We start from the raw sequence: 18,915 nt of genomic DNA on the forward strand, positions 1-18,915 counted from the left end.
CGTAAAGGTGAGTCTGGCTCCAGCCTCACTCCGGCGAAGGCCGGAACCCTGTTAAAAACATGCCGTGCACAGCACACGGAAATGTTTAGGGTGTGCTTCGCACAGTGTATTGAAACTGGATTCCGGCCTTAGTGCGCCGGAAAGACGGTGAGGCGTAAGTGGAGCACTGCGAAGGGGACGCCTACTCCTTCAATCGCGGCACCCCATGCACGTCGCGCTCTTCCACCGCGATCGGCCGCGTATCGAGTCGTCCACCGACCATCGTGGTTTCCGGCAACGGCTCGGTCACATCACCGCGTACCATCGCGATGGCGTTGCGATAACAACGCTGTGCGAGCGCCGCATCATCCAGGCCTGTGTATGCATCGCCCAAGGCTTCCCATGCACTTGCACTGGGCGCCAGCGCGAGCGAACGCTCCAGATATTGGCGTGCACGACTCCACAACTTCAGCCGCACGCACATGCGCCCAAGCGACAACTGCAGACTGGGATCGTTGGGGTGCGCGTCGAGCCAGCCTTCGGCGCGACGCAGGCGTGCATCCAGGTCGTCGCCGGCGAGCGATCCGTAGGTTTCCACCAAGGGCGGCGACCATTCGCGGCGCAGCGCCGATTCCACTTCATCCATGGCCGGCAGCACGAGCCCGTAGCTGGCGGCTTTGCGCGCATAGGCATCCACCACGGCAGGCGCGCGACGCTGTGCCTTGGGCCATTGCGACCACAGCGCGTTGAGCACGGCACCGTCACTGGCCGCTTGAATGCTGGCGATCAGTACCTGTGTTTCAAGCGCGTTGTAGGCGCGGGTGCCCATGACGCCGCTTTTTTGCAACGGTTCCAGTGCATTGCGCGCGCGGCGCATATCGCCTGCTGCCAGTGCGGCAAGCACTAATTCGCGCCAGCCACCCGGACTCAAACTGCCACTGTCGGCTTCGGGCGTGAGCAGCGTCAAGGCTTCCGCGGGTTTACCATCCCGACGCAGCACGCGCGCACGCAGCACACGCGCGGCTTGCGGCGCCACTTGCGCTGCTTGATCCAAGGCTTGCAGCGCCCGGGGGTGTTCGCCGCGACGCGACGCGGCTTCGGCGGCCGCGAGCAGCGCCGGGCCGCGCAATGCATTCAGACGCGAGGCCCGATGCAGATCGCGCTCGGCATCGCCATGGCGCCCTTCCATCAATGCAACCAGGCCATCGGCCAGCCGCTGCCGGCTTACGCGACGATGGCGGCGCGAAAACGCACCGAAAGGCCAACGCGCCGCGCGCCACAAGGCACCGAGTACCGCCCATGCCAACAGCAGCAGCACCACGGCGGCAAGCAAGCTTGTTTGCAAGGTATAACCGCGGAAACGCACCAGCACGTAGCCAGGATCTTCGGCTACCCAATGCCAGCAGAACGCCGCCAGCGCGGCGATGATCACCAACGCCAGAATCCAGCGCCATACCTTCATGGCTTGGCCCCGTTCGAGGGCGCGGCGGTATCCGGGCTGGGCTTGAGCGCGTGCACCGCGCGCAGATTGCGCAGTTCGCCCAACGCCGCGCCCAGCTTCACCGGTATGGCGGGCTTGAGCTGCGTGAGCAGCGTAGCGATGCGTTGATGCGCTTGTTGCAACGCGGGCGATTGCGGATCGAACTGCGCGTCCAGGCCAGCATCGGCACGCTTGAGTGCTGCAGCACTCGCATCGTTGTCCCACGCCAGCAACCCGGCCTGTGCCTGGGCAAGGTCCAGCGCGACCAATTCGCGCGCGATGCGCGCATCGGCGATATCGACTGGTGCGCCGTTGTCGCGATGAATCTGGATCACGCTGTACAGCGCACGACGAAAGCGCGCCCACACGCTGGTGCTTGCTTGCGTGGTGGGTTCATCCAGCGGCTTGAGCGGCCAGGTGGGAAGATCGTTGCGAAGCGCCATCACGCTATCGAGCAACTGCTCTGGATCGGCCGTCTGGCTTTTCACCAGTGCTTCGTGTTCGGCATCGATGCTCTGGCGCACGCCATTGAAGGCGTCGTCCGTGACGCCCGCCAGAGTCTGGCTCGCCAGTGCAAAGGCTTGCGCCGCGCCTTGGGCATCGTGGAAGAGGTTGTAGCGCTCGGCGCCCATGCGCAGCAGCGCTTCGGTTTCATCCAGACGCATGGCGTCCTGGCCGGAGAGCGTTTTTTCCGACAGCTTGCCTACGGCCTCTTCCAGATCGCGTACACGCTGGTCTTGCGACAGCAGTTCTTCGCGTAAGGAGCGATTCACTTCGTCGGCGTCGTTCAATCGCTGCAACAGCACGCTGCTCTGGCTGGTGGTGCCGGAGAGGGTGTGTTCCATGGCGTTGACCCGCTGCTCCAGCGTGGCGGTAGTAGTGAGCGCCTTGGCGTTTATGTGCAGAAGCTGCCATTGGCGCCAGGCGACGTAACCGACGCCGATGATGGCGATCAGGGCCAGCAGCAGGGCCAGCGCCAGGGCACCCCCCGCTGGGCGCGTCGGCGGCGTGGAGCGGCCGGGCCGGTCGGTGTTGGAGGGCATGCCCATGCTGGGCACCATGCGTTCGGGAGTGAGATCGTCCTGGCTCATGCGCGCATGTTAGGGCCTGTTCGCACTCTTTGCGTAGCCCGTGGCGCCGCCATCGTGGACGCGATGTGAACAAAGCGCGCACGCCGCGGCCAGCAGATCGGCCTGCACGGCCGAGGCAGCCCTGTGAATGCACGCGAATCCCGCCGCTTGGGCCGCTGCTTCGATCCGCTCGCTGCTGACGACGGCGGTGGCCCGGCACAACTGTTCCCATGCCGGCGACGGTAATTGCTGCTTGAGATTCTGGATCGCTTCCGCGCTGGAAAACAGCACGCAAGCCGTGGCAGGTAATTGCCGCGCCGACTCGCTATGGCGGCGGCTCAGGCGGGGTGCCGTGCGTTGATAGACATGCACTTCGCGCACGCACGCACCACGTTCGGCGAGTTGTTGCCGGAGCAGGCCGCGCCCGCCTGGAGCGGTGATCAGGGCAATGCGCTTTCCGTGCAGGTGTTCCAGCAAAGGCACCGCGAGCACGCCTTCGCTGTCCTGCCGCGTGGCGGGGGCATGCGCGGCGATGCCATGGCGTTTCAATGCGCGTGCGGTGCCTTGCCCAACGGCGATGACGCCGTCGCGTGCTTGAGGCCATGGCGCCAAGGCAAACGCGTAGCGCACCGCAGCGGGGCTGGTGAAGATCAGCACATCATCATGTTGCGCGTGGAGCCATTGTTCTTTCGCATGTTGCGGATCGGAAGCGCCACGCAGTGAGAGGCCGGGCAACAGCAGCGGCCTGCCGCCGAGCGCCGCGACCTGCTTGGCCAGCCGCGTGCCGGTGCCGGCGGGGCGGGTAATCACGACGATGCAATCGGCGAGAAGGGCGCTCATGCCAGCCCTTCTGCCGTCATGCCGCGCTCACGCCTGCCGCTGCTGCTTGGCAGGGGCGGGAGTCGTTCAGCGCCAGCGCAAACGTCAATCGTGTTGTCCATACCCACGGATCGGTATCGCAATATCGCGCAGTGTAGCGTCTACACTGTTCGCCCCCTTCCCCGCAACGAAGCCGATGAACGACCGCAACCTCCACGCCGCCGCCCAGGCCCTGGTGGCTTTTATCCACGACGGCATTCCCGTGGCCCGCGCCATGGCACTCGAACTGGGCAGCTACGACGGCCACACGCTGGTACTGAACGGGCCGCTCGCGCCGAACGTCAACGACAAGGGCTGCGTTTTCGGCGGCAGTTTGACCAGTTTGATGACGCTGGCCGGATGGGGAGTGGTGGAACTCGCCCTGCGCCAGCGCGGCAAAGACTGCGACGTGTATGTGGGCCAATCCACGGTGTGCTATCTCGAGCCGGTGTGGGGTGATTTCCAGGCCGAGGCCCGCTGCGCGGATGACGCGGATTGGGAAACCTTCTTCGCCACGCTCGACGCACGCGGACGTGCCCGCATCGCAGTAACGTGCCGCGTGCCCTGTGACAACGGCGAAACCGCCGCCACGCTTGAGGCACAGTTCGTGGCGAAGCGTCGCGCGCCTGCGGCAGAATAGGCCAGCTCTGGAGGGGACACTGCCATGCGTCGTATCACCACTACGGTTTTGCTTTCGAGCGTGTTGCTGCTGTCTGGTTGCGCCAGCGACAAGCGCGCCGACTCGCTGGACCACACCATGATCGCCTACGCCAACGCCGTACGCTGGGACGGTTTCGAATCGGCCTATCTGTTCGTGGACCCCAAGGTGCGCGACGCGCACCCTCTCACCGATCTGGACCGCGAGCGTTTCAAGCAAGTACAGGTCAGCGATTATGACGACGGCAATGGCCCCATCGCCGCTGGCGAGAATGAAGTACGCCAGGTCGTGCACATCAGCCTGACCAACGTGCACACCCAGACGGTACGCACCATCGTCGACCGCCAGCTGTGGCATTACGACCAGGCCAAGAATCATTGGTGGCTGGAGTCGGGGTTGCCCGATCTCAACCAGTAAGAGCCCCTGTTCACTCGCTCATCGTGGCCTGACCAGACACCCCAAGCGGCGAAAAACGGGGAAACTGACCTATAATCCACCGTTTACCTACGAACCATTGCGCCCGGCGGACCCCGCATGAACGATTTCCTCCACAAGCTGCCCCAGTTCGCCGGCAACCACATGGCGCTATGCGCGCTGTTCGTGGTGCTGGTGATTGCGCTGATCGTCACCCAGCTCATGGTGCTGTTTCGCAAGTACACAGAACTGACGCCGGCCGGTCTTACCCAGCTCATCAATCGCGACAGCCCGTTGCTGATCGATTTGTCGGCCATCGCCGATTTCGAAAAGATGCACGTCCCGGGCGCCAGGCACGTGGCCATGAGCCAGTTCGATCCGGAAAACAAGGATCTGGCCAAAGCCCGCGAATTGGCCGTGGTGGTGATGGACAAGGACGGGCGCAGCACCGACAAGGCCGCTCAGCGGCTGGTGAAAGCGGGCTTTACCCGCGTCTACACCCTGGGCGGCGGCGTGCTGGCCTGGCAGCAGGCGCAGTTGCCGGTGGCAAAGGGCAAGAACTGAGGCAATCTGGCGTCGTACCTCAATAGTTACTATTTGTCGCCCGGCGAACGTCGGGGCAACGGTACGTGCATCAATCCACCTGCTCCACTCTGATCCCTGCGCGACCGGAAAGTATCTGCGCCAGCACATCCGGCGCGTATTCGAACGAGTCGAAATACAGGCGATCCTCAGGCAAGCCCGCTTCGATGAAAAGCTTGCGTGCGGCATCGATCATGGCCGGCGGCCCGCTCATGTACACGTCGTGGCCGGAAAGATCCGGGTGGTTTTTCAGCACTGCTTCGTGCACCAGCCCCGTGCTGAAGCCGGTCATCTGCGCCTGCTCGGGATCTGAAAGCACCGCGTGAAAACGCAGCGTGTGCGCGCTGGCCGCCCATTGTTCGGCCAGCGCGCGCAGGTAGAGATCGGCCGCATTGCGCGCACCCCAGTACACATCGATCGAGCGGCGCGTGCCGAGCGCCATGAAATGCTCGAGGATGGCCTTCACCGGTGCGAAACCCGTGCCGCCAGCCATGAAAATCATCGGCCGTTCCGAATCCTCACGCGCCACGAACGTGCCCAGCGGTCCTTCGATGCGAAGCACGTCGCCTTCCTTGAGTACATCGCACACCCACGAGGTGAAGCCACCGCCGGTGACATGACGCACATGCAACTCGATCACACCGTCGGCGTGCGGCTCGTTCGCGATGGAAAACGGGCGACGACGCCCTTCATCCAGCAATACATCCAGATATTGCCCCGGCAGCCAGTTCAAGCGCGTCTCGCCCGGCGCAGGCATGAGATGCAGGCCGATCACATCCGGCGCGAGCTGCCATTTACGGCTCACCTGCACATCCAGTTGCCGGCGCGCGACGTCTTCCACGGAGGTGACTTCGCGGGCCTTCACCAGCAGATCGCTCGCGGGAACAGCCTGGCATAACAGCACCGCGTGCTGCAGGCGATCGTGCGCATCCAGCGCCGTGGGTGGATTGCGCGGGTATTCACACCGCCCTTTGACGAGCGTGGCCTTGCAACTGCCGCACACGCCCGCGCGACAGGAATACGGCAAGGCAATGCCGACGCGCTGCGCGGCCTCCAGCACGGTTTCGCCGGGCAGGACTTCAAAACGGCGACCGGAGCTGGTGAGGGTGACGGTGTACACGTGAACAGACCTTGGTGAGGCCCAATTGTCGCCGCTGGGGTGGTCGGCGGACAATGCGGGCTCTTTGCACGGGTATCAATCCATGGCCATCTGGAAACAGAGCACCGAGCTCGACCGCCTCAATGGCTGGAGCCGCCATACCTTGATGGAGGCACTGGGCATCCGCCTCACTGCCGTGGGCGAGGACTGGCTGCAAGGCACCATGCCGGTGGACCCACGCACGCATCAGCCGTATGGACTTTTGCACGGCGGCGCGTCGGTAGCGCTGGCCGAAACCCTGGGCAGCACCGCGGCCATGCTCACCCTGGATGCGGACAAGGAGCGCGCGGTGGGGCTGGACATCAATGCCAACCACATGCGCGGCGTCACGCATGGCGCCGTCACGGGAACGGCACGCCCGCTCCATCTGGGCCGTTCGACGCAAGTGTGGGAAATCCGCATCGAGGACGACGCCGGCAAGTTGGTGTGCATAGCGCGCTTGACGATGGCGGTGGTGCCGGCAACGGCGGTGGGCACGCGTTGAACATACCCGACGAAACGCCGTATGCGCGCCTCACGCCCGACCTGGTGCTTGACGCCATCACCGCCTGCGGCCTGTGGCCGGATGGACGTCTGCTCGCTCTAAACAGTTACGAAAACCGCGTCTGGCAGGTCGGCCTGGAAGAAGGCTCGCCCGTGGTGGCGAAATTCTATCGTCCGGGTCGCTGGAGCGACGCGGCCATTCTGGAAGAACACGCCTTCGCGCAAGAGCTGGCCGACGCCGAGCTGCCGATGGTTGCACCGCTCGGTTTCGCCGGACGCACGCTGCTGCATCACGATGGTTTCCGTTATGCCTTGACGCCGCGTCACGGTGGGCGCGCGCCTTCGCTGGAATCGGCCGATCAACTGGAATGGCTTGGCCGCCTGATCGCACGCATGCACAGCGTCGGTGCGCGCAAATCGTTCAGCCATCGTGGCTTCCTCGATCGCGACACATTGATCGTCCAACCGATGCATGCCGTGTTGGCATCCTCGCTGCTGCCCACCTCATTGCGCGAACGGTATCGCCAGGTGATCGAGCATGTGGATCGATGCATCGGCGCGCGCTTCCAAGCCGCCGGACCGGTGCGCAACGTGCGCCTGCACGGCGACTGCCATCCCGGCAACGTGCTGTGGACCGACGCCGGGCCGCATTTTGTCGATCTGGACGATGCGCGCATGGGGCCGGCGGTGCAGGATCTATGGATGCTGGCGCACGACGAGCGCGCGATGCAGGCGCTGCTGGACGGTTATGCTTCAATGCGTGATTTCGATCACGCAGAACTCGCGCTGGTCCCTGCGCTACGCGCCATGCGGCAAGTGCATTATGCGGGATGGATCGCGGCTCGCTGGCACGATCCGGCGTTTCCCGCGGCCTTTCCGTTCGTGGCGCAGGCGCGCTGGTGGGAACAGCATCTGACGGATCTGCACGAGCAGGCCGATGAACTGGAATAACCCAATGAGCTGGAGTGTTGCATGCGTCAAATTCTGTTTCGCCTGATCGGTATCCTGGAAATCGCCGGCGGTTGTTACGGCATGCTCAATGTGCTGCCGCGCCTGCTGGCGTTCGGGCCGCTGCATACCGCCGCCATCGGGCTGATCGAATTCGCGCTCTACGCCTTCGTGCTGGTGGCCGGCGTGCTATTGCTGGAAAACAGCGAGCGCGGCATCCACCTCTCCAGCATCGCGCAGTTGCTGCAGCTGCCGCTGATCGCCACGCCGGTCTTCAGCTATGCATTGCATTGCGGCGGCTACGTCAACGTATTCACGTCCATCCATCTGCACCCGCAGATTACATGGCACTTCGGTAGTGAGGGCCTCAAGCTGGCTTTTGCCGGCCCGTCGGTGTCATACCTGGGCGTGAATCTGCTGGCGCTGTTGTCCTGGCTGATTCTCAAGCTCCGCTGAGCTTCACATTCCTGCCGTGCACGCATAAACCGCTATCATTAGCGGATGAATGCGCCCGCCACACTGCCCGTCATCCGCCTGAAATCCGACCGCACGCCCGGCCACCCCTGGGTGTGGTCGGCGCAGGTGCACAAGCCCGAATCGCGCATTCCTCCGGGTAGCGTGGTGGATGTCATCGATGCCAAGGATCGCTTCGTCGGCCGTGGTTTCTGGAACGGCCATGCGCGCATTGCGCTGCGCCTGCTGACCAACAATGCGCACGAACCGATCGATGCCGACTGGATTGCAGCGCGCATCGACCGCGCCGTCACGTTGCGTCGCGAACTGCTGAAGCTCGATGGCGTTACCGACGCCTGGCGCGTGGTGCACAGCGAAGGCGACGGGCTTTCGGGCCTGATCGTGGATCGCTACGCCGATATCCTGGTGGTGGAATATTTCGCGGCCGGCATGTGGAAATTCCGCGACGCGATTCACGCCGCGTTGCTGCGCCAGTTTCCGGGTGCGCGCCTGTACTGGTTCGCGGAAAGCCATGTGCAAAAGCAAGAGTCATTCGATTGCCGTGCCATGGAAGCGCCCGCGCCAGTGGACGTGCACGAACACGGTCTGCGTTTTCATGCGGCCCCGGGTTATGGCCATAAAACCGGCTTCTTCGCCGATCAGCGTGAAAACCGTCGCCGCTTCGCCGAACTCGCGCGCGGCCGTCGTGTGTTGGATTTGTGCTGCAACGCCGGCGGCTTCGCCGTGCACGCCATGGCCGGCGGCGCGACGGAAGCGGTGGGTGTGGACATGGATGCGGGTATCCTGGACATCGCCCGCGCCAACGCCCAAGCCAACACGCTTCCCATCCGTTTCGAACAAGCCGATATCTTCGAGTGGCTGCGCCAGGCGATCGCGCGTGGCGAGCGCTATGACGCGGTGATTCTTGACCCGGCCAAACTCACCCGCGACCGCACGAAAGTGATGGACGCGCTGAAAAAATACTTCGCAATGAACCGACTGGCACTGGATGTGATTCCGCCCGGCGGATTGCTGCTCACGTGCTCATGCACCGGCCTGGTCAGCGAGGCGGACTTTCTGGAAATGCTGCGCCGCGTGGCGCTCAATGCCGGTCGCGAAATCCAGATTCTGGAGGTGCGCGGCGCCGGGGCGGATCACCCTGTGCGCACCGACGTGCCGGAAGGTCGCTATCTGAAGGCCGTGTTCTGTCGCGTCGACTAATAGCCGCGTCGTCCCTGCACCGCATGGGCGTCATTTGCGCGAAAGCGGCAATCGATTGGCTCCCTTGCCAGGGAAAGGGTGACCTAGCGGATGGCGCCATATCACCATCAGCACGTAGGCCACGATCAGAAAGGCGACCCACAGCGCTACGGCGTTGCGCAGCGTGATCGCGTAACCAAGCTGCGACACATCGATGAACGCATAGGGATAGCGCCCCATGAGCGCACCGCGCACCAGCACGTATACGAAATAGAGCACCGGATACAGGCTCCACCATAGTGGTGCGTTCCACGACAACGCCCTTCCCCGTATCGCGATCAGGCTATAGACGAGCACCAACACCGGCACGACATAGTGCATCAACACATCCGCCAGTAACTGTAATCCTGTTGGATTCCATACATGGCGCAGCAGCACGAAATAAGCCACGCCGACGAACGCAATGCTGGCAGCCACCCAGCCGATCGCCGTCGGCCGTGCAAAAAAACGCCCCCAGCCCGATAACGGCGCCACCACTGGCCCGGTCGCAGCTGCGGCAACCAGAAGGTTGGTAAGGACAGTGAAGTAACCGAAATAGATCGCCACACCCTCGGCCGTCGATGTGCCCATCGAATAGGTCAGGCGCAACGAAAGATAGAGCTGCAAGAGCAGCGCGAACCACGCAACGAGCGCGATCAACACAGCCAACGGCTTCGCCCTGACGATCGACGTGCTCATACCGGCTCCCGAGGATGTGCTGTGGCGGGATACTACCCCGGTCTCAAGCATTGATACGACTGCGCGTAAACTATGCGCCAGTACCACCGGAATGTGCCATGTCCCTGATCGAAATCTCGCTCGCCCTGCTCGCCGTCCTGCTTGTATTACAGGTGATCATCCTGCTACGTGGGCGCGGCGACGTGGGCCTCCAGGCACGCCTGGATACCTTGAAGGACGACGTCCGCCATCTGCGCGAGGCACTGGCCCAAGAGCAGCGCGCCGGCCGCAGCGAGCTGAGCCAGGCGCTGACTCAATTCGGCCAGCGCCTGGACACGCTCACCGAGCGCACGGACGCTGGCCTGCAGGCGCTATCGCAGCGTTTGATCGAGGAAGCACGGCGCGGACGCGAGGAATTGACCACCACGCTCAACGCGCTCGGTGAACAGCAAAAACATCAGCTGGCAAACCTCACCGCCGACAATGAGAAAAGGCTGGGTGAAGTACGTACCACGCTCGAAACCAAGCTCACCGCGATTCAGCAAGACAACGCCGCGAAGTTGGAGCAGATGCGCGCGACGGTTGACGAAAAGCTGCAATCCACCCTGGAAACGCGCCTGGGCCAGTCCTTCCAAATCGTATCGGAGCGACTGGAAGCCGTGCAGCGCGGACTGGGCGAGATGCAGTCGCTCGCCAGCGGCGTGGGTGATCTCAAGCGTGTGCTGAGCAACGTAAAAACGCGCGGCATACTTGGCGAAATGCAGCTCGCCGCGCTGCTGGATCAGATGCTGACACCCGAGCAATACGCCGCCAATGTCGCCACGGTGCCGGGTTCGGACGAACGCGTCGAGTTCGCCATCCGCCTACCAGGCACGGATCGCGATGAGCACGTGTGGCTTCCCATCGACGCGAAATTCCCGCGCGAGGATTACGAACGCCTGCTCGATGCCCAACAGCAGGCGGATACCGAGGCCGTGGAACGCGCCGCCGCCGCACTGGAACGTCGCATCCGCGATGAAGCCAAGACCATTCGCGCCAAATACATTGCGCCTCCCGCTACCACCGATTTCGCGATCCTCTTTCTTCCGACCGAAGGCTTGTACGCGGAAATCATCCGCCGCCCCGGTCTGTTTGAAAGCCTGCAACGCGAACAGCGCGTGACCATAGCGGGCCCCACCACGCTTTCCGCCTTGCTCAACAGCTTGCAAATGGGCTTCCGCACGCTGGCGATTCAAAAGCGCAGCAGTGAAGTGTGGCAGTTGCTGGGAGCGGTGAAAAACGAATTCGGCAAATTCGGCGATGTGATGAAGATGGTGCGCAAGAAACTGGATGAAGCCGGCAAGCACATCGATGCCACTGCGGTACGCACGCGCGCCATTGAACGCAAGCTGCGCGATGTGGAATCACTGCCAGGAGAACAAGTGCCGCAGTTGCTTGACGAGTCGCTCAGCAGCGATGAGGAAGTGGTGGAGGATTGACCCTCGCACCGATACGTCCGCGCTAGCCTGCCAGCGCATGCGCGGCCGCCCGATCAATCAATGCCTGATCGGGGCGCACACCCGTGTAAAGCACGAACTGCTCCACCGCCTGCAAAACGATAACCTCGGCGCCGGTAATCACCGGCTTGCGCAGTGAGCGCGCCAGCGTGATCAACGGTGTTTCCGACGGCAGCGCCACGACATCGAACACGGCCCGTGCGCGTTGCACGGCATCGTGCTCGAAAGCGAGCTGATCTTTTTCGGGCCCTTCCATGCCGATCGGCGTCACGTTGATCAGCAGATCCGCATCCAGACCATGGCTATCGGCGATCCATGTAAACCCGCTTACGGCGGCGAGCGTCGATCCGGTGACCTGATTGCGGGCAACGATATATCCATGGCGGAATCCTGCATCGCGAAACGCACAGGCCACCGCCTTGGCCATGCCGCCGCTGCCACGCAAGACCAGGCGCATGTCGGTGGTGAGCGCGTGCTGCTCGATCAGCCTGCGTACCGCCATGTAATCGGTGTTATAGGCATGCAGCGTTCCGTCCGTGTTGACGATGGTATTGATCGAAGCGATCGCGCCGGCCGAATCGTCGATGCGATCGACCAGCGGAATGCACGCTTCCTTGAACGGCATCGAGATGGCGCAGCCGCGGATACCCAGAGCACGCATGCCGCCGATCGCGGCCGGCAGATCCTTGGTGGTAAACGCCTTGTAGACGTAATCCAGATCCAGTGCTTCGTACAGGAAATTCTGGAAACGCGTGCCGAAATTGCCCGGGCGGCCGGACAGGGACATGCAAAGCAGGGTGTGGCGGTTGATGGAGCGGGCCATGGGCGAAAGCAAAAAACGAAGCGGGCGCCCATGATACCGTCGCCCCGGCCACTTCGAGGGCCGATAAAGTCTTGCCGCGGGCGCTACACTTGTACGCCTGAACCCGCACCCAGGAAGTCGCATGAGCGAGCATGAGCCCACCGAAGTCACCCGCGAGCAGGCCGAAGAAGCGGTGCGAACGCTGCTGCGCTGGGCCGGCGAGGACCCTACGCGCGAAGGCCTGCTCGATACGCCGCGCCGCGTGGTGAAGGCCTATGGCGACTGGTTCAGCGGCTACCAGATCGACCCGGGTGAATACCTGCGCCGCACCTTCGAAGAAGTGGCCGGCTACGATGAAATGGTCGTGCTGCGCGACATCGAGTTCGAAAGCCATTGCGAGCATCACATGGCACCCATCATCGGCCGCGCGCACGTGGGTTATCTGCCCACCAGCCGCGTGGTTGGCATCAGCAAGCTGGCGCGCGTGGTGGATGCGTTTGCACGCCGCTTTCAAGTGCAGGAAAAAATGACCTCGGAAATCGCGCGCTGCATTCAGGAAAATCTCCAGCCGGCGGGCGTGGCCGTGGTGGTGGATGCCAGCCACGAATGCATGACCACGCGCGGCGTGCATAAACGTGGTGTGTCGATGGTCACCAGCCAGATGCTCGGTGCCTTTCGCGAGGATGCTCGTACTCGCGCCGAATTCCTCGATTTCATCGGTATCCATGGCGGCCGTCGCTAATGCGCCACTGGCTGGCCGCGCTGTGGCTCGCGCTACCTGTCGCCGCACTTGCGCAAAGCACGGCGGCCGGACTGTTCCAGGCCATGGACACCCATGGCGACGGCCGCATCAGCGAAGCTGAATACGTGGCATACATGAGCCAGGGATTCTATCGCCTGGATCGCAACCATGATGGCGTGCTGGAAGCGGAGGAATTGCCCGGCGGCCACGGCAAGCCGGTGACACTGAAAGCATGGCAGGACGACCTGCGGCGCGAATTTCATCGTCTGGATCGCAACCACGATGGCTACCTGAGCCTGCAGGAATTGATGCAACCGCCGCGGTGAGGCCGGATCGAATGAGTCATTGCGGCGCCTGGATCGCCGCCCCGGCGCACGCCGGGGTCCGGTGACTTTCCACACAGCCCTGTTTCCCGTTCCTGCGAGGAAAACGCAACACCGCGACATTTCCTGCACACTCCAGCCCATGCCAAGCCACGCCGCATCGGCTATCGTTGCGCCTTTGGCCTGTCACGCTGCCATCGACTGCTCGCATGGATCCCGCACCGAAGACTTCCGCTTCCCGCTCCAAAGCCGCATTCGCTTTCATCTTCGTGACAGTGATGCTGGACATGCTGGCCTTCGGCATCATCATTCCCGTGTTGCCGCACCTGATCGTGGAACTCAGCGGCGGAAGCATCGCGCGGGCGGCCGTGTGGTCGAGCGCGTTCGGCACGGTCTATATGCTGATGCAGTTCGTGTTCTCGCCAGTGCAGGGCACCTTGTCGGATCGTTTTGGCCGACGCACGGTGATTCTCATTTCCAGCTTCGGACTGGGCGTGGATTTCATCGTGATGGCGCTCGCGCCGGTGGTATGGCTGCTGTTCGTGGGGCGTATCGTTTCGGGTATCTGCGCCGCCAGCTTCTCCACGGCCAACGCCTATATCGCGGACATCGTACCGAAGGAAAAGCGCGCCGCTGCGTTCGGCATGCTGGGCGCGGCATTCGCCGTGGGCTTCATCGTGGGCCCCGCGCTGGGCGGACTGCTTGGGCACTACAGCATTCGCCTGCCGTTCTGGGTGGCGGCCACGCTGTCGCTGATCAACTTCTGCTACGGCTTTTTCGTGCTACCCGAATCGTTGCAGCCGGAACAGCGTGCAAAGCGCTTTGATTGGCGGCACGCAAACCCTTTCGGCGCATTGGTGTTGTTGCGCCGCTATCCGCAAGTATTCGCGCTGGCCGCCGTATTCTTTTTGATCAACCTGGCGCAGTTCACGCTCAACTCCACCTATGTGCTGTACACGGATTACCGTTTCGGTTGGGGCGCCGATGCCGTGGGTTACTCGCTTGCGTTGGTCGGTCTGTGCAGCGGCATCGTGCAAGCGGTATTGGTGCGACGGCTGATGCCCAAGCTGGGTGAGCGGCGCCTGATCATGATCGGCCTGCCGCTGTGCGTGCTGGGTTATTTGTTCTTCGCGCTGTCGCCGGTGGCGTGGCTGTTCCTGGTTGGCATCCCCTTCCTCTGCCTTGGTGGCTTGGCCGGGCCGCCCGCGCAGGCCTTGATGTCGCAACAGGTGGACCCGCACGAGCAAGGACGCCTGCAAGGTGCATTGACCAGCCTGGCGAGCCTCGCCGGCATCTTCGGTCCGGCGATATTTGCCAACCTGTTCGCATTGTTCATCAGCGACCACGCCCCCATTCATCTGCCTGGTATTGCCTTCGTGTTGGCCGCATTGCTGCTGGTGATTGCTACCTTCATCGCCAGCCATGCGATCCGGCATGTCCATGCCGTGCAAGTCACTGCTCAACCTTCCACCGCGTCCCAACCGTGTGATTACTCGCCCGTTGCGGATGTGGTGACCCATGAGTCGCTTCCCCCTCATCATCAGCCGGAGTCATCCCCATGAGTCTTTCGATGTATCAAGCTTCCGCTCCCGTTTTCGTCCGGGCGCTTACCAACCTGCTCCACGTGCTCAAGCTCGGCGAAAAACACGCCAAGGAAAAAAGCGTGGAAGGGTCGGTCATGCTGCAATCCCGCCTGATCGCCGACATGCTGCCGCTGGTGAAGCAGGTGCAGATCGCCACTGACATGGCCAAGAACGGCACCGCGCGCCTGGCGGGTGTGGATCCGCTTAAATTCGAAGACAACGAAACGTCCTTTGAAGAACTCTATGCACGCATCGAACGCGCCATCGATTACATCAAAGGCTTCAAACCCGAGCAGGTCGACGGCAGCGAAACGCGCGCCATCACCTTGAAGACGCGCAACGGTGAGCAACACTTCGAAGGACAGGCGTATTTGCTGCACTATGTACTTCCGAATCTGTTTTTCCACTGCACCACGGCGTACGCCATCCTGCGCGAGGCCGGCACGCCGATCGGCAAGCAGGATTTCATCGGCAAGCAGTAAGTCCGCTCTTACATGCAGGGCGAGCGATGTCGCCCTGCATGATTTCCCTTCCAGTCGCCGTCGCCCTGCCGACACCACAAAACTCCCTCCCTGCGACTCGAACGCTCACACCCTTTCGTACTTGTACGCGCTTGCATTCATGCACGCGCCATTACTTCACGCTTTTCCGTTGCCATGGGTTAGCCCTGCATCAAATTAAGGCTTGTCCGATTGTTGGAAAAGCGTCATTGGCTTATTTGATCTCTGCGGCTCGCGTGATTTTTCTTCCCCTTAGGGATTGAGCCGCACCTACGCGAACGTCACTGCTTAAGCCGCTACCGCGGCTTGGAGGCGTCTTTCGCACTTTGTTATTTGCCATTCGTTGAACCGCTAGGCAATGGATGGACGATCCCAGGGAGAGAGAGATCTTGAAAGCAAGAAATACGTTTAATTACTCATTGCTGGCGTTGGCGTGTGCAATGGCGTTGGCAAGTACGGGTGTGTTTGCGCAGGCCACGACCGGCAGCATCGCAGGTCAGGCAGAAGCCGGGGCGATGATTACCGCTACGAGCAACACTGGCGTGGTGCGCAAGGCCACCGCAGACAACTCCGGTCGCTACAACATCACCAGCCTGCCTGTTGGCAGTTATAACGTCACCGTCCAGCGCGATGGGGCTACGGTCGCCACTCGCAACGACGTACAAGTCGTAGTGAACGCCAGCGCCGACGTTTCCTTCGCCTCGGCAGCCAACGCCAAATCGCTTGGCGCCGTATCTGTCAGCGCCGCGGCAATCCCGCCGATCGACGTAACCACGGTTGACTCGCGCACGGTCATCACCGCGAAGGACCTCGATACGCTTCCCATCGGCCGATCCGCAGAAGCTATTGCCATGCTTGCCCCCGGCGTTGTTGCTGGCAGCAGCTATTTCTCGGGGCCAACCGGTAATGCATTGGTGTCTTTTGGTGGCGCGTCGGTTTCCGAAAACGCGTACTACATCAATGGCTATAACACCACCGACCCGCTTAACGGCCTAGGCGGCATCGGCTTGCCTTACGGCGCCATTGATCAGCAGGAAGTCTTTACCGGTGGTTACAGCGCTAAATATGGTCGCTCGACAGGTGGCGTGATTAACCAGATTGGCAAACGCGGCACGAACGAGTGGCACTTCGGCGCTCAAGTGCAATGGGCCCCAAGCTTCCTGGCATCCAATCCAAAGAACGTGTATTACCCCGACGCCGCCCTACCTGAAAACTACGGTTACACGAATGATGATCTACCGGGAACCATCTATCGTTCGCGCAAAGACAATAAGAGCACAGTAACCACGTACGATGCTTATGTCGGCGGTCCCTTGATCAAAAACAAGTTGTTCCTGTTTGCTGCGGTCGAAGCACAAAACCAGGATAGCAAAGCAACATCTTCCTCTGCCGCATCGACGCCTAACGTCAACAACTACACTTACACCACACCCAAGCATTACGTTAAGCTTGATTGGAATATCAACGATAGCAATATCCTTGAATTCACCAATATCTCCAACAAGAGATCCTATAACAGCAACGAGTATGCGTACGACTACGCAACGGGTAAGACCGGCGGGCTCATTGGTCACGACTTGCAGACCAAGACCGGTTCGGACATCTATGTTGGTAAATTCACCAGTTACCTGACAGATGATCTGACTTTTTCGGCGACCTACGGCATAAACAAGGCCATTGACTTCAGTCAGAGCGCCGGCATAGATCCCGCTTTGCCATTCCTGAGAAATGTGCAAAATCAGGATCCCAACATCACCGGAGGCGTGCCCGTCGGCAACCTCAACAATGTGGGATACATAACACCGCCTGATGCTAAGTATCGGAGCCGAGGACTGCGCCTTGACCTCGAATACAAGCTTGGCGATCACGTGTTGTCCGCGGGCATCGACAACATCAACAGCTCGGCTAAAGATGAAGGTCAGACGACTTCCGGGCCTGGCTATTGGTGGATCTACGGCAAGACGAGCACGCCAGACACCCCCCTGAGCTCCCACTTTGGTATCGGCGCACCAGGTGGCGATGGCTATTACGTCTATAAGTACGTCAATAGCAATGCAACCAGCATGTCGGTTGATCAGAAAGCCCAATACATTGAGGACCGTTGGCAAATCAGCGATCGCTGGCTGCTGAATATTGGTCTTCGCAATGACCAGTTCACCAACTACAACAATGCCCACCAAGCTTTCGTGCACAACACCAATCAGTGGGCTCCCCGCCTCGGCTTTAGCTGGGACGTATTCGGTGACTCCACGTTCAAGGTTTTCGGTAATCTTGGCCGGTACTACCTCGCTTTACCCAATAGCGTAGCCATTCGTGCTGCTTCTGCATCCACGATGACCTACGAATACTTCACCTATTCGGGCATCGATCCTGCTACCGGCTCTCCGACCGGACTGAAGTCACTGGGGCCGATATTTTCGCCCAATGGCGAGTTCGGACAAGCACCCGATCCCAAGACCGTCACGGCGACGGACCTTCGCTCTCAGTATCAGGACGAGGCCATCCTTGGCTTCAACAAGATGCTAGGTAGCCAATGGGTATATGGCGCAAAGTTCACGATACGCAGACTGGAAACCGCTATTGATGACGTCTGCGATATGGATGCTTTGGCAACCAAGGCCATTGCACAGGGTGTCGATCCCGATAGCGTCGCACTTCCGACGGGTTGCTTGATCTTCAATCCTGGTCGAACCAATACGTTCTTGCTTGCAAACACCCACGGCGACGGTTATTCCAAAGTCACCATGAGCAATCAGGATTGGGGTTTCAGTAACGGCGCCAAGCGTAAATACTATGCTTTGGATATGTTCCTGGAGCATCCGTTTGACGGTAAATGGCAGGGTCGAATCGACTACACCTTCTCGCGCAGCTATGGGAACACGGAAGGCCAGGTGCTCTCGACCATTGGCCAGGATGATATTTCCAAGACACAGGACTGGGATTACTGGCAGCTTATGGAAGCCAGCAACGGCGTGCTGTCCAACGATCGTACGCATCAATTCAAAGCGTATGGCGCTTACCAGATCAATCCAGAATGGATGGTGTCAGGTTCGTTGCAGGTCGCCTCGGGCGCACCTAAAGCTTGCTTTGGCTATTACGCCGGTCCAGGTAGCGATGTAGACACCGATCCCGCCGGCTATGGTTCCGCCTACCATTATTGCAACGGAAATTCCGCTTCACTGGGTAGTGTCGGTCGCCTTCCGTGGACCAAGACTGTCAACCTTGGCGTAACGTATCGCCCTGCCTTTGCCGACAAGAAGTTGGCAGTCAATCTTGACGTCTTCAACGTGCTCAACGAGCGGCAGCCAACCGCCTTGGATGCCACGTACGAAACCATCCCGAACACGGTTTCCAATACATACGGGATGCCGCTGTATCAGCAAACACCGCGATACGTGCGTCTGTCGGCTTCCTACGACTGGTAAACCCATCGTTTAAGCATAAAAATCAATGGAAACGGGGTCGGCT

Annotated in this window: 19 protein-coding genes; 13 read left to right on the forward strand and 6 right to left on the reverse strand. The window is 61.2% G+C overall.

Annotated features, from left to right (window positions below):
* Positions 1–181: 181 nt before the first annotated feature.
* The 3 genes from DWU98_RS15030 to DWU98_RS15040 are packed head-to-tail and all read right to left on the reverse strand — an operon-like array spanning position 182 to position 3,369.
* On the reverse strand, positions 182–1,441 hold the full coding sequence (locus DWU98_RS15030) for a heme biosynthesis protein HemY (RefSeq protein WP_115496376.1): 1,260 nt from the start codon (positions 1,439–1,441) through the stop codon (positions 182–184).
* The gene (locus DWU98_RS15035) at positions 1,438–2,550 is read right to left on the reverse strand and encodes a uroporphyrinogen-III C-methyltransferase (RefSeq protein ID WP_115496377.1); all 1,113 of its coding nucleotides are present in this window, start codon (positions 2,548–2,550) and stop codon (positions 1,438–1,440) included. Before DWU98_RS15035 ends, DWU98_RS15030 begins: the two co-directional genes overlap by 4 nt.
* 9 nt (positions 2,551–2,559) lie before the next feature.
* Positions 2,560–3,369 (reverse strand): uroporphyrinogen-III synthase, encoded by an 810-nt coding sequence (locus DWU98_RS15040; RefSeq protein ID WP_115496378.1) that lies wholly within the window; start codon positions 3,367–3,369, stop codon positions 2,560–2,562.
* Positions 3,370–3,544: 175 nt separating this feature from the next.
* Here DWU98_RS15040 and DWU98_RS15045 point away from each other — a divergent pair, with 175 nt between their 5' ends.
* From DWU98_RS15045 to DWU98_RS15055, 3 genes are all read left to right on the forward strand, one after another.
* Complete coding sequence (locus DWU98_RS15045; protein WP_115496379.1) at positions 3,545–4,027, forward strand: YiiD C-terminal domain-containing protein; 483 nt, start codon at positions 3,545–3,547, stop codon at positions 4,025–4,027.
* Positions 4,028–4,051: 24 nt separating this feature from the next.
* A complete protein-coding gene (locus tag DWU98_RS15050; RefSeq protein ID WP_115496380.1) occupies positions 4,052–4,462 on the forward strand; it encodes a hypothetical protein in 411 nt (136 codons plus the stop codon).
* Positions 4,463–4,579: 117 nt separating this feature from the next.
* On the forward strand, positions 4,580–5,023 hold the full coding sequence (locus DWU98_RS15055; protein WP_115496381.1) for a rhodanese-like domain-containing protein: 444 nt from the start codon (positions 4,580–4,582) through the stop codon (positions 5,021–5,023).
* A 70-nt stretch (positions 5,024–5,093) separates the two neighbouring features.
* On the opposite strand, the gene DWU98_RS15060 is transcribed toward DWU98_RS15055, so the two are convergent.
* The gene (locus tag DWU98_RS15060; RefSeq protein WP_115496382.1) at positions 5,094–6,161 is read right to left on the reverse strand and encodes a 2Fe-2S iron-sulfur cluster-binding protein; all 1,068 of its coding nucleotides are present in this window, start codon (positions 6,159–6,161) and stop codon (positions 5,094–5,096) included.
* Between the two features lie 82 nt (positions 6,162–6,243).
* Between DWU98_RS15060 and DWU98_RS15065 the strand changes: the two genes are divergently transcribed.
* The 4 genes from DWU98_RS15065 to DWU98_RS15080 are packed head-to-tail and all read left to right on the forward strand — an operon-like array spanning position 6,244 to position 9,305.
* A complete protein-coding gene (locus DWU98_RS15065; protein WP_115496383.1) occupies positions 6,244–6,684 on the forward strand; it encodes a hotdog fold thioesterase in 441 nt (146 codons plus the stop codon).
* A 2-nt stretch (positions 6,685–6,686) separates the two neighbouring features.
* Entirely contained in the window at positions 6,687–7,634 is a 948-nt protein-coding gene (locus tag DWU98_RS15070; RefSeq protein ID WP_115496433.1) for a serine/threonine protein kinase, read from the forward strand.
* Positions 7,635–7,655: 21 nt separating this feature from the next.
* Positions 7,656–8,087 (forward strand): hypothetical protein, encoded by a 432-nt coding sequence (locus DWU98_RS15075; protein WP_115496384.1) that lies wholly within the window; start codon positions 7,656–7,658, stop codon positions 8,085–8,087.
* A gap of 45 nt (positions 8,088–8,132) precedes the next feature.
* Positions 8,133–9,305 (forward strand): class I SAM-dependent rRNA methyltransferase, encoded by a 1,173-nt coding sequence (locus DWU98_RS15080; protein WP_115496385.1) that lies wholly within the window; start codon positions 8,133–8,135, stop codon positions 9,303–9,305.
* A 30-nt stretch (positions 9,306–9,335) separates the two neighbouring features.
* Here DWU98_RS15080 and DWU98_RS15085 read toward each other — a convergent pair whose 3' ends face one another.
* Positions 9,336–10,022 carry a Pr6Pr family membrane protein gene (locus DWU98_RS15085; protein WP_115496386.1) on the reverse strand — a complete coding sequence of 229 codons (687 nt, stop codon included), beginning with the start codon at positions 10,020–10,022 and terminating at the stop codon, positions 9,336–9,338.
* A 98-nt stretch (positions 10,023–10,120) separates the two neighbouring features.
* Here DWU98_RS15085 and DWU98_RS15090 point away from each other — a divergent pair, with 98 nt between their 5' ends.
* A complete protein-coding gene (locus DWU98_RS15090; RefSeq protein ID WP_115496387.1) occupies positions 10,121–11,479 on the forward strand; it encodes a DNA recombination protein RmuC in 1,359 nt (452 codons plus the stop codon).
* Positions 11,480–11,501: 22 nt separating this feature from the next.
* Here the strand turns inward: DWU98_RS15090 and DWU98_RS15095 are convergent, their stop codons facing one another.
* Positions 11,502–12,320 (reverse strand): shikimate 5-dehydrogenase, encoded by an 819-nt coding sequence (locus DWU98_RS15095; protein WP_115496388.1) that lies wholly within the window; start codon positions 12,318–12,320, stop codon positions 11,502–11,504.
* A 121-nt stretch (positions 12,321–12,441) separates the two neighbouring features.
* Between DWU98_RS15095 and folE the strand changes: the two genes are divergently transcribed.
* The 5 genes from folE to DWU98_RS15120 all read left to right on the forward strand — a co-directional run bounded on the left by folE (position 12,442) and on the right by DWU98_RS15120 (position 18,872).
* On the forward strand, positions 12,442–13,041 hold the full coding sequence (folE, locus tag DWU98_RS15100; RefSeq protein WP_115496389.1) for a GTP cyclohydrolase I FolE: 600 nt from the start codon (positions 12,442–12,444) through the stop codon (positions 13,039–13,041).
* Positions 13,041–13,367 (forward strand): EF-hand domain-containing protein, encoded by a 327-nt coding sequence (locus DWU98_RS15105; RefSeq protein WP_115496390.1) that lies wholly within the window; start codon positions 13,041–13,043, stop codon positions 13,365–13,367. Before folE ends, DWU98_RS15105 begins: the two co-directional genes overlap by 1 nt.
* Positions 13,368–13,573: 206 nt before the next feature.
* Entirely contained in the window at positions 13,574–14,926 is a 1,353-nt protein-coding gene (locus tag DWU98_RS15110) for a TCR/Tet family MFS transporter (protein WP_115496391.1), read from the forward strand.
* On the forward strand, positions 14,923–15,429 hold the full coding sequence (locus DWU98_RS15115) for a DUF1993 domain-containing protein (protein WP_115496392.1): 507 nt from the start codon (positions 14,923–14,925) through the stop codon (positions 15,427–15,429). The genes DWU98_RS15110 and DWU98_RS15115 overlap by 4 nt, the downstream gene beginning before the upstream one ends.
* A gap of 380 nt (positions 15,430–15,809) precedes the next feature.
* Entirely contained in the window at positions 15,810–18,872 is a 3,063-nt protein-coding gene (locus DWU98_RS15120) for a TonB-dependent receptor (RefSeq protein ID WP_115496393.1), read from the forward strand.
* Positions 18,873–18,915 lie beyond the last annotated feature (43 nt).

This window comes from Dyella monticola (assembly GCF_003363155.1).
In the GTDB taxonomy this organism is placed as follows: Bacteria; Pseudomonadota; Gammaproteobacteria; order Xanthomonadales; family Rhodanobacteraceae; genus Dyella_B; species Dyella_B monticola.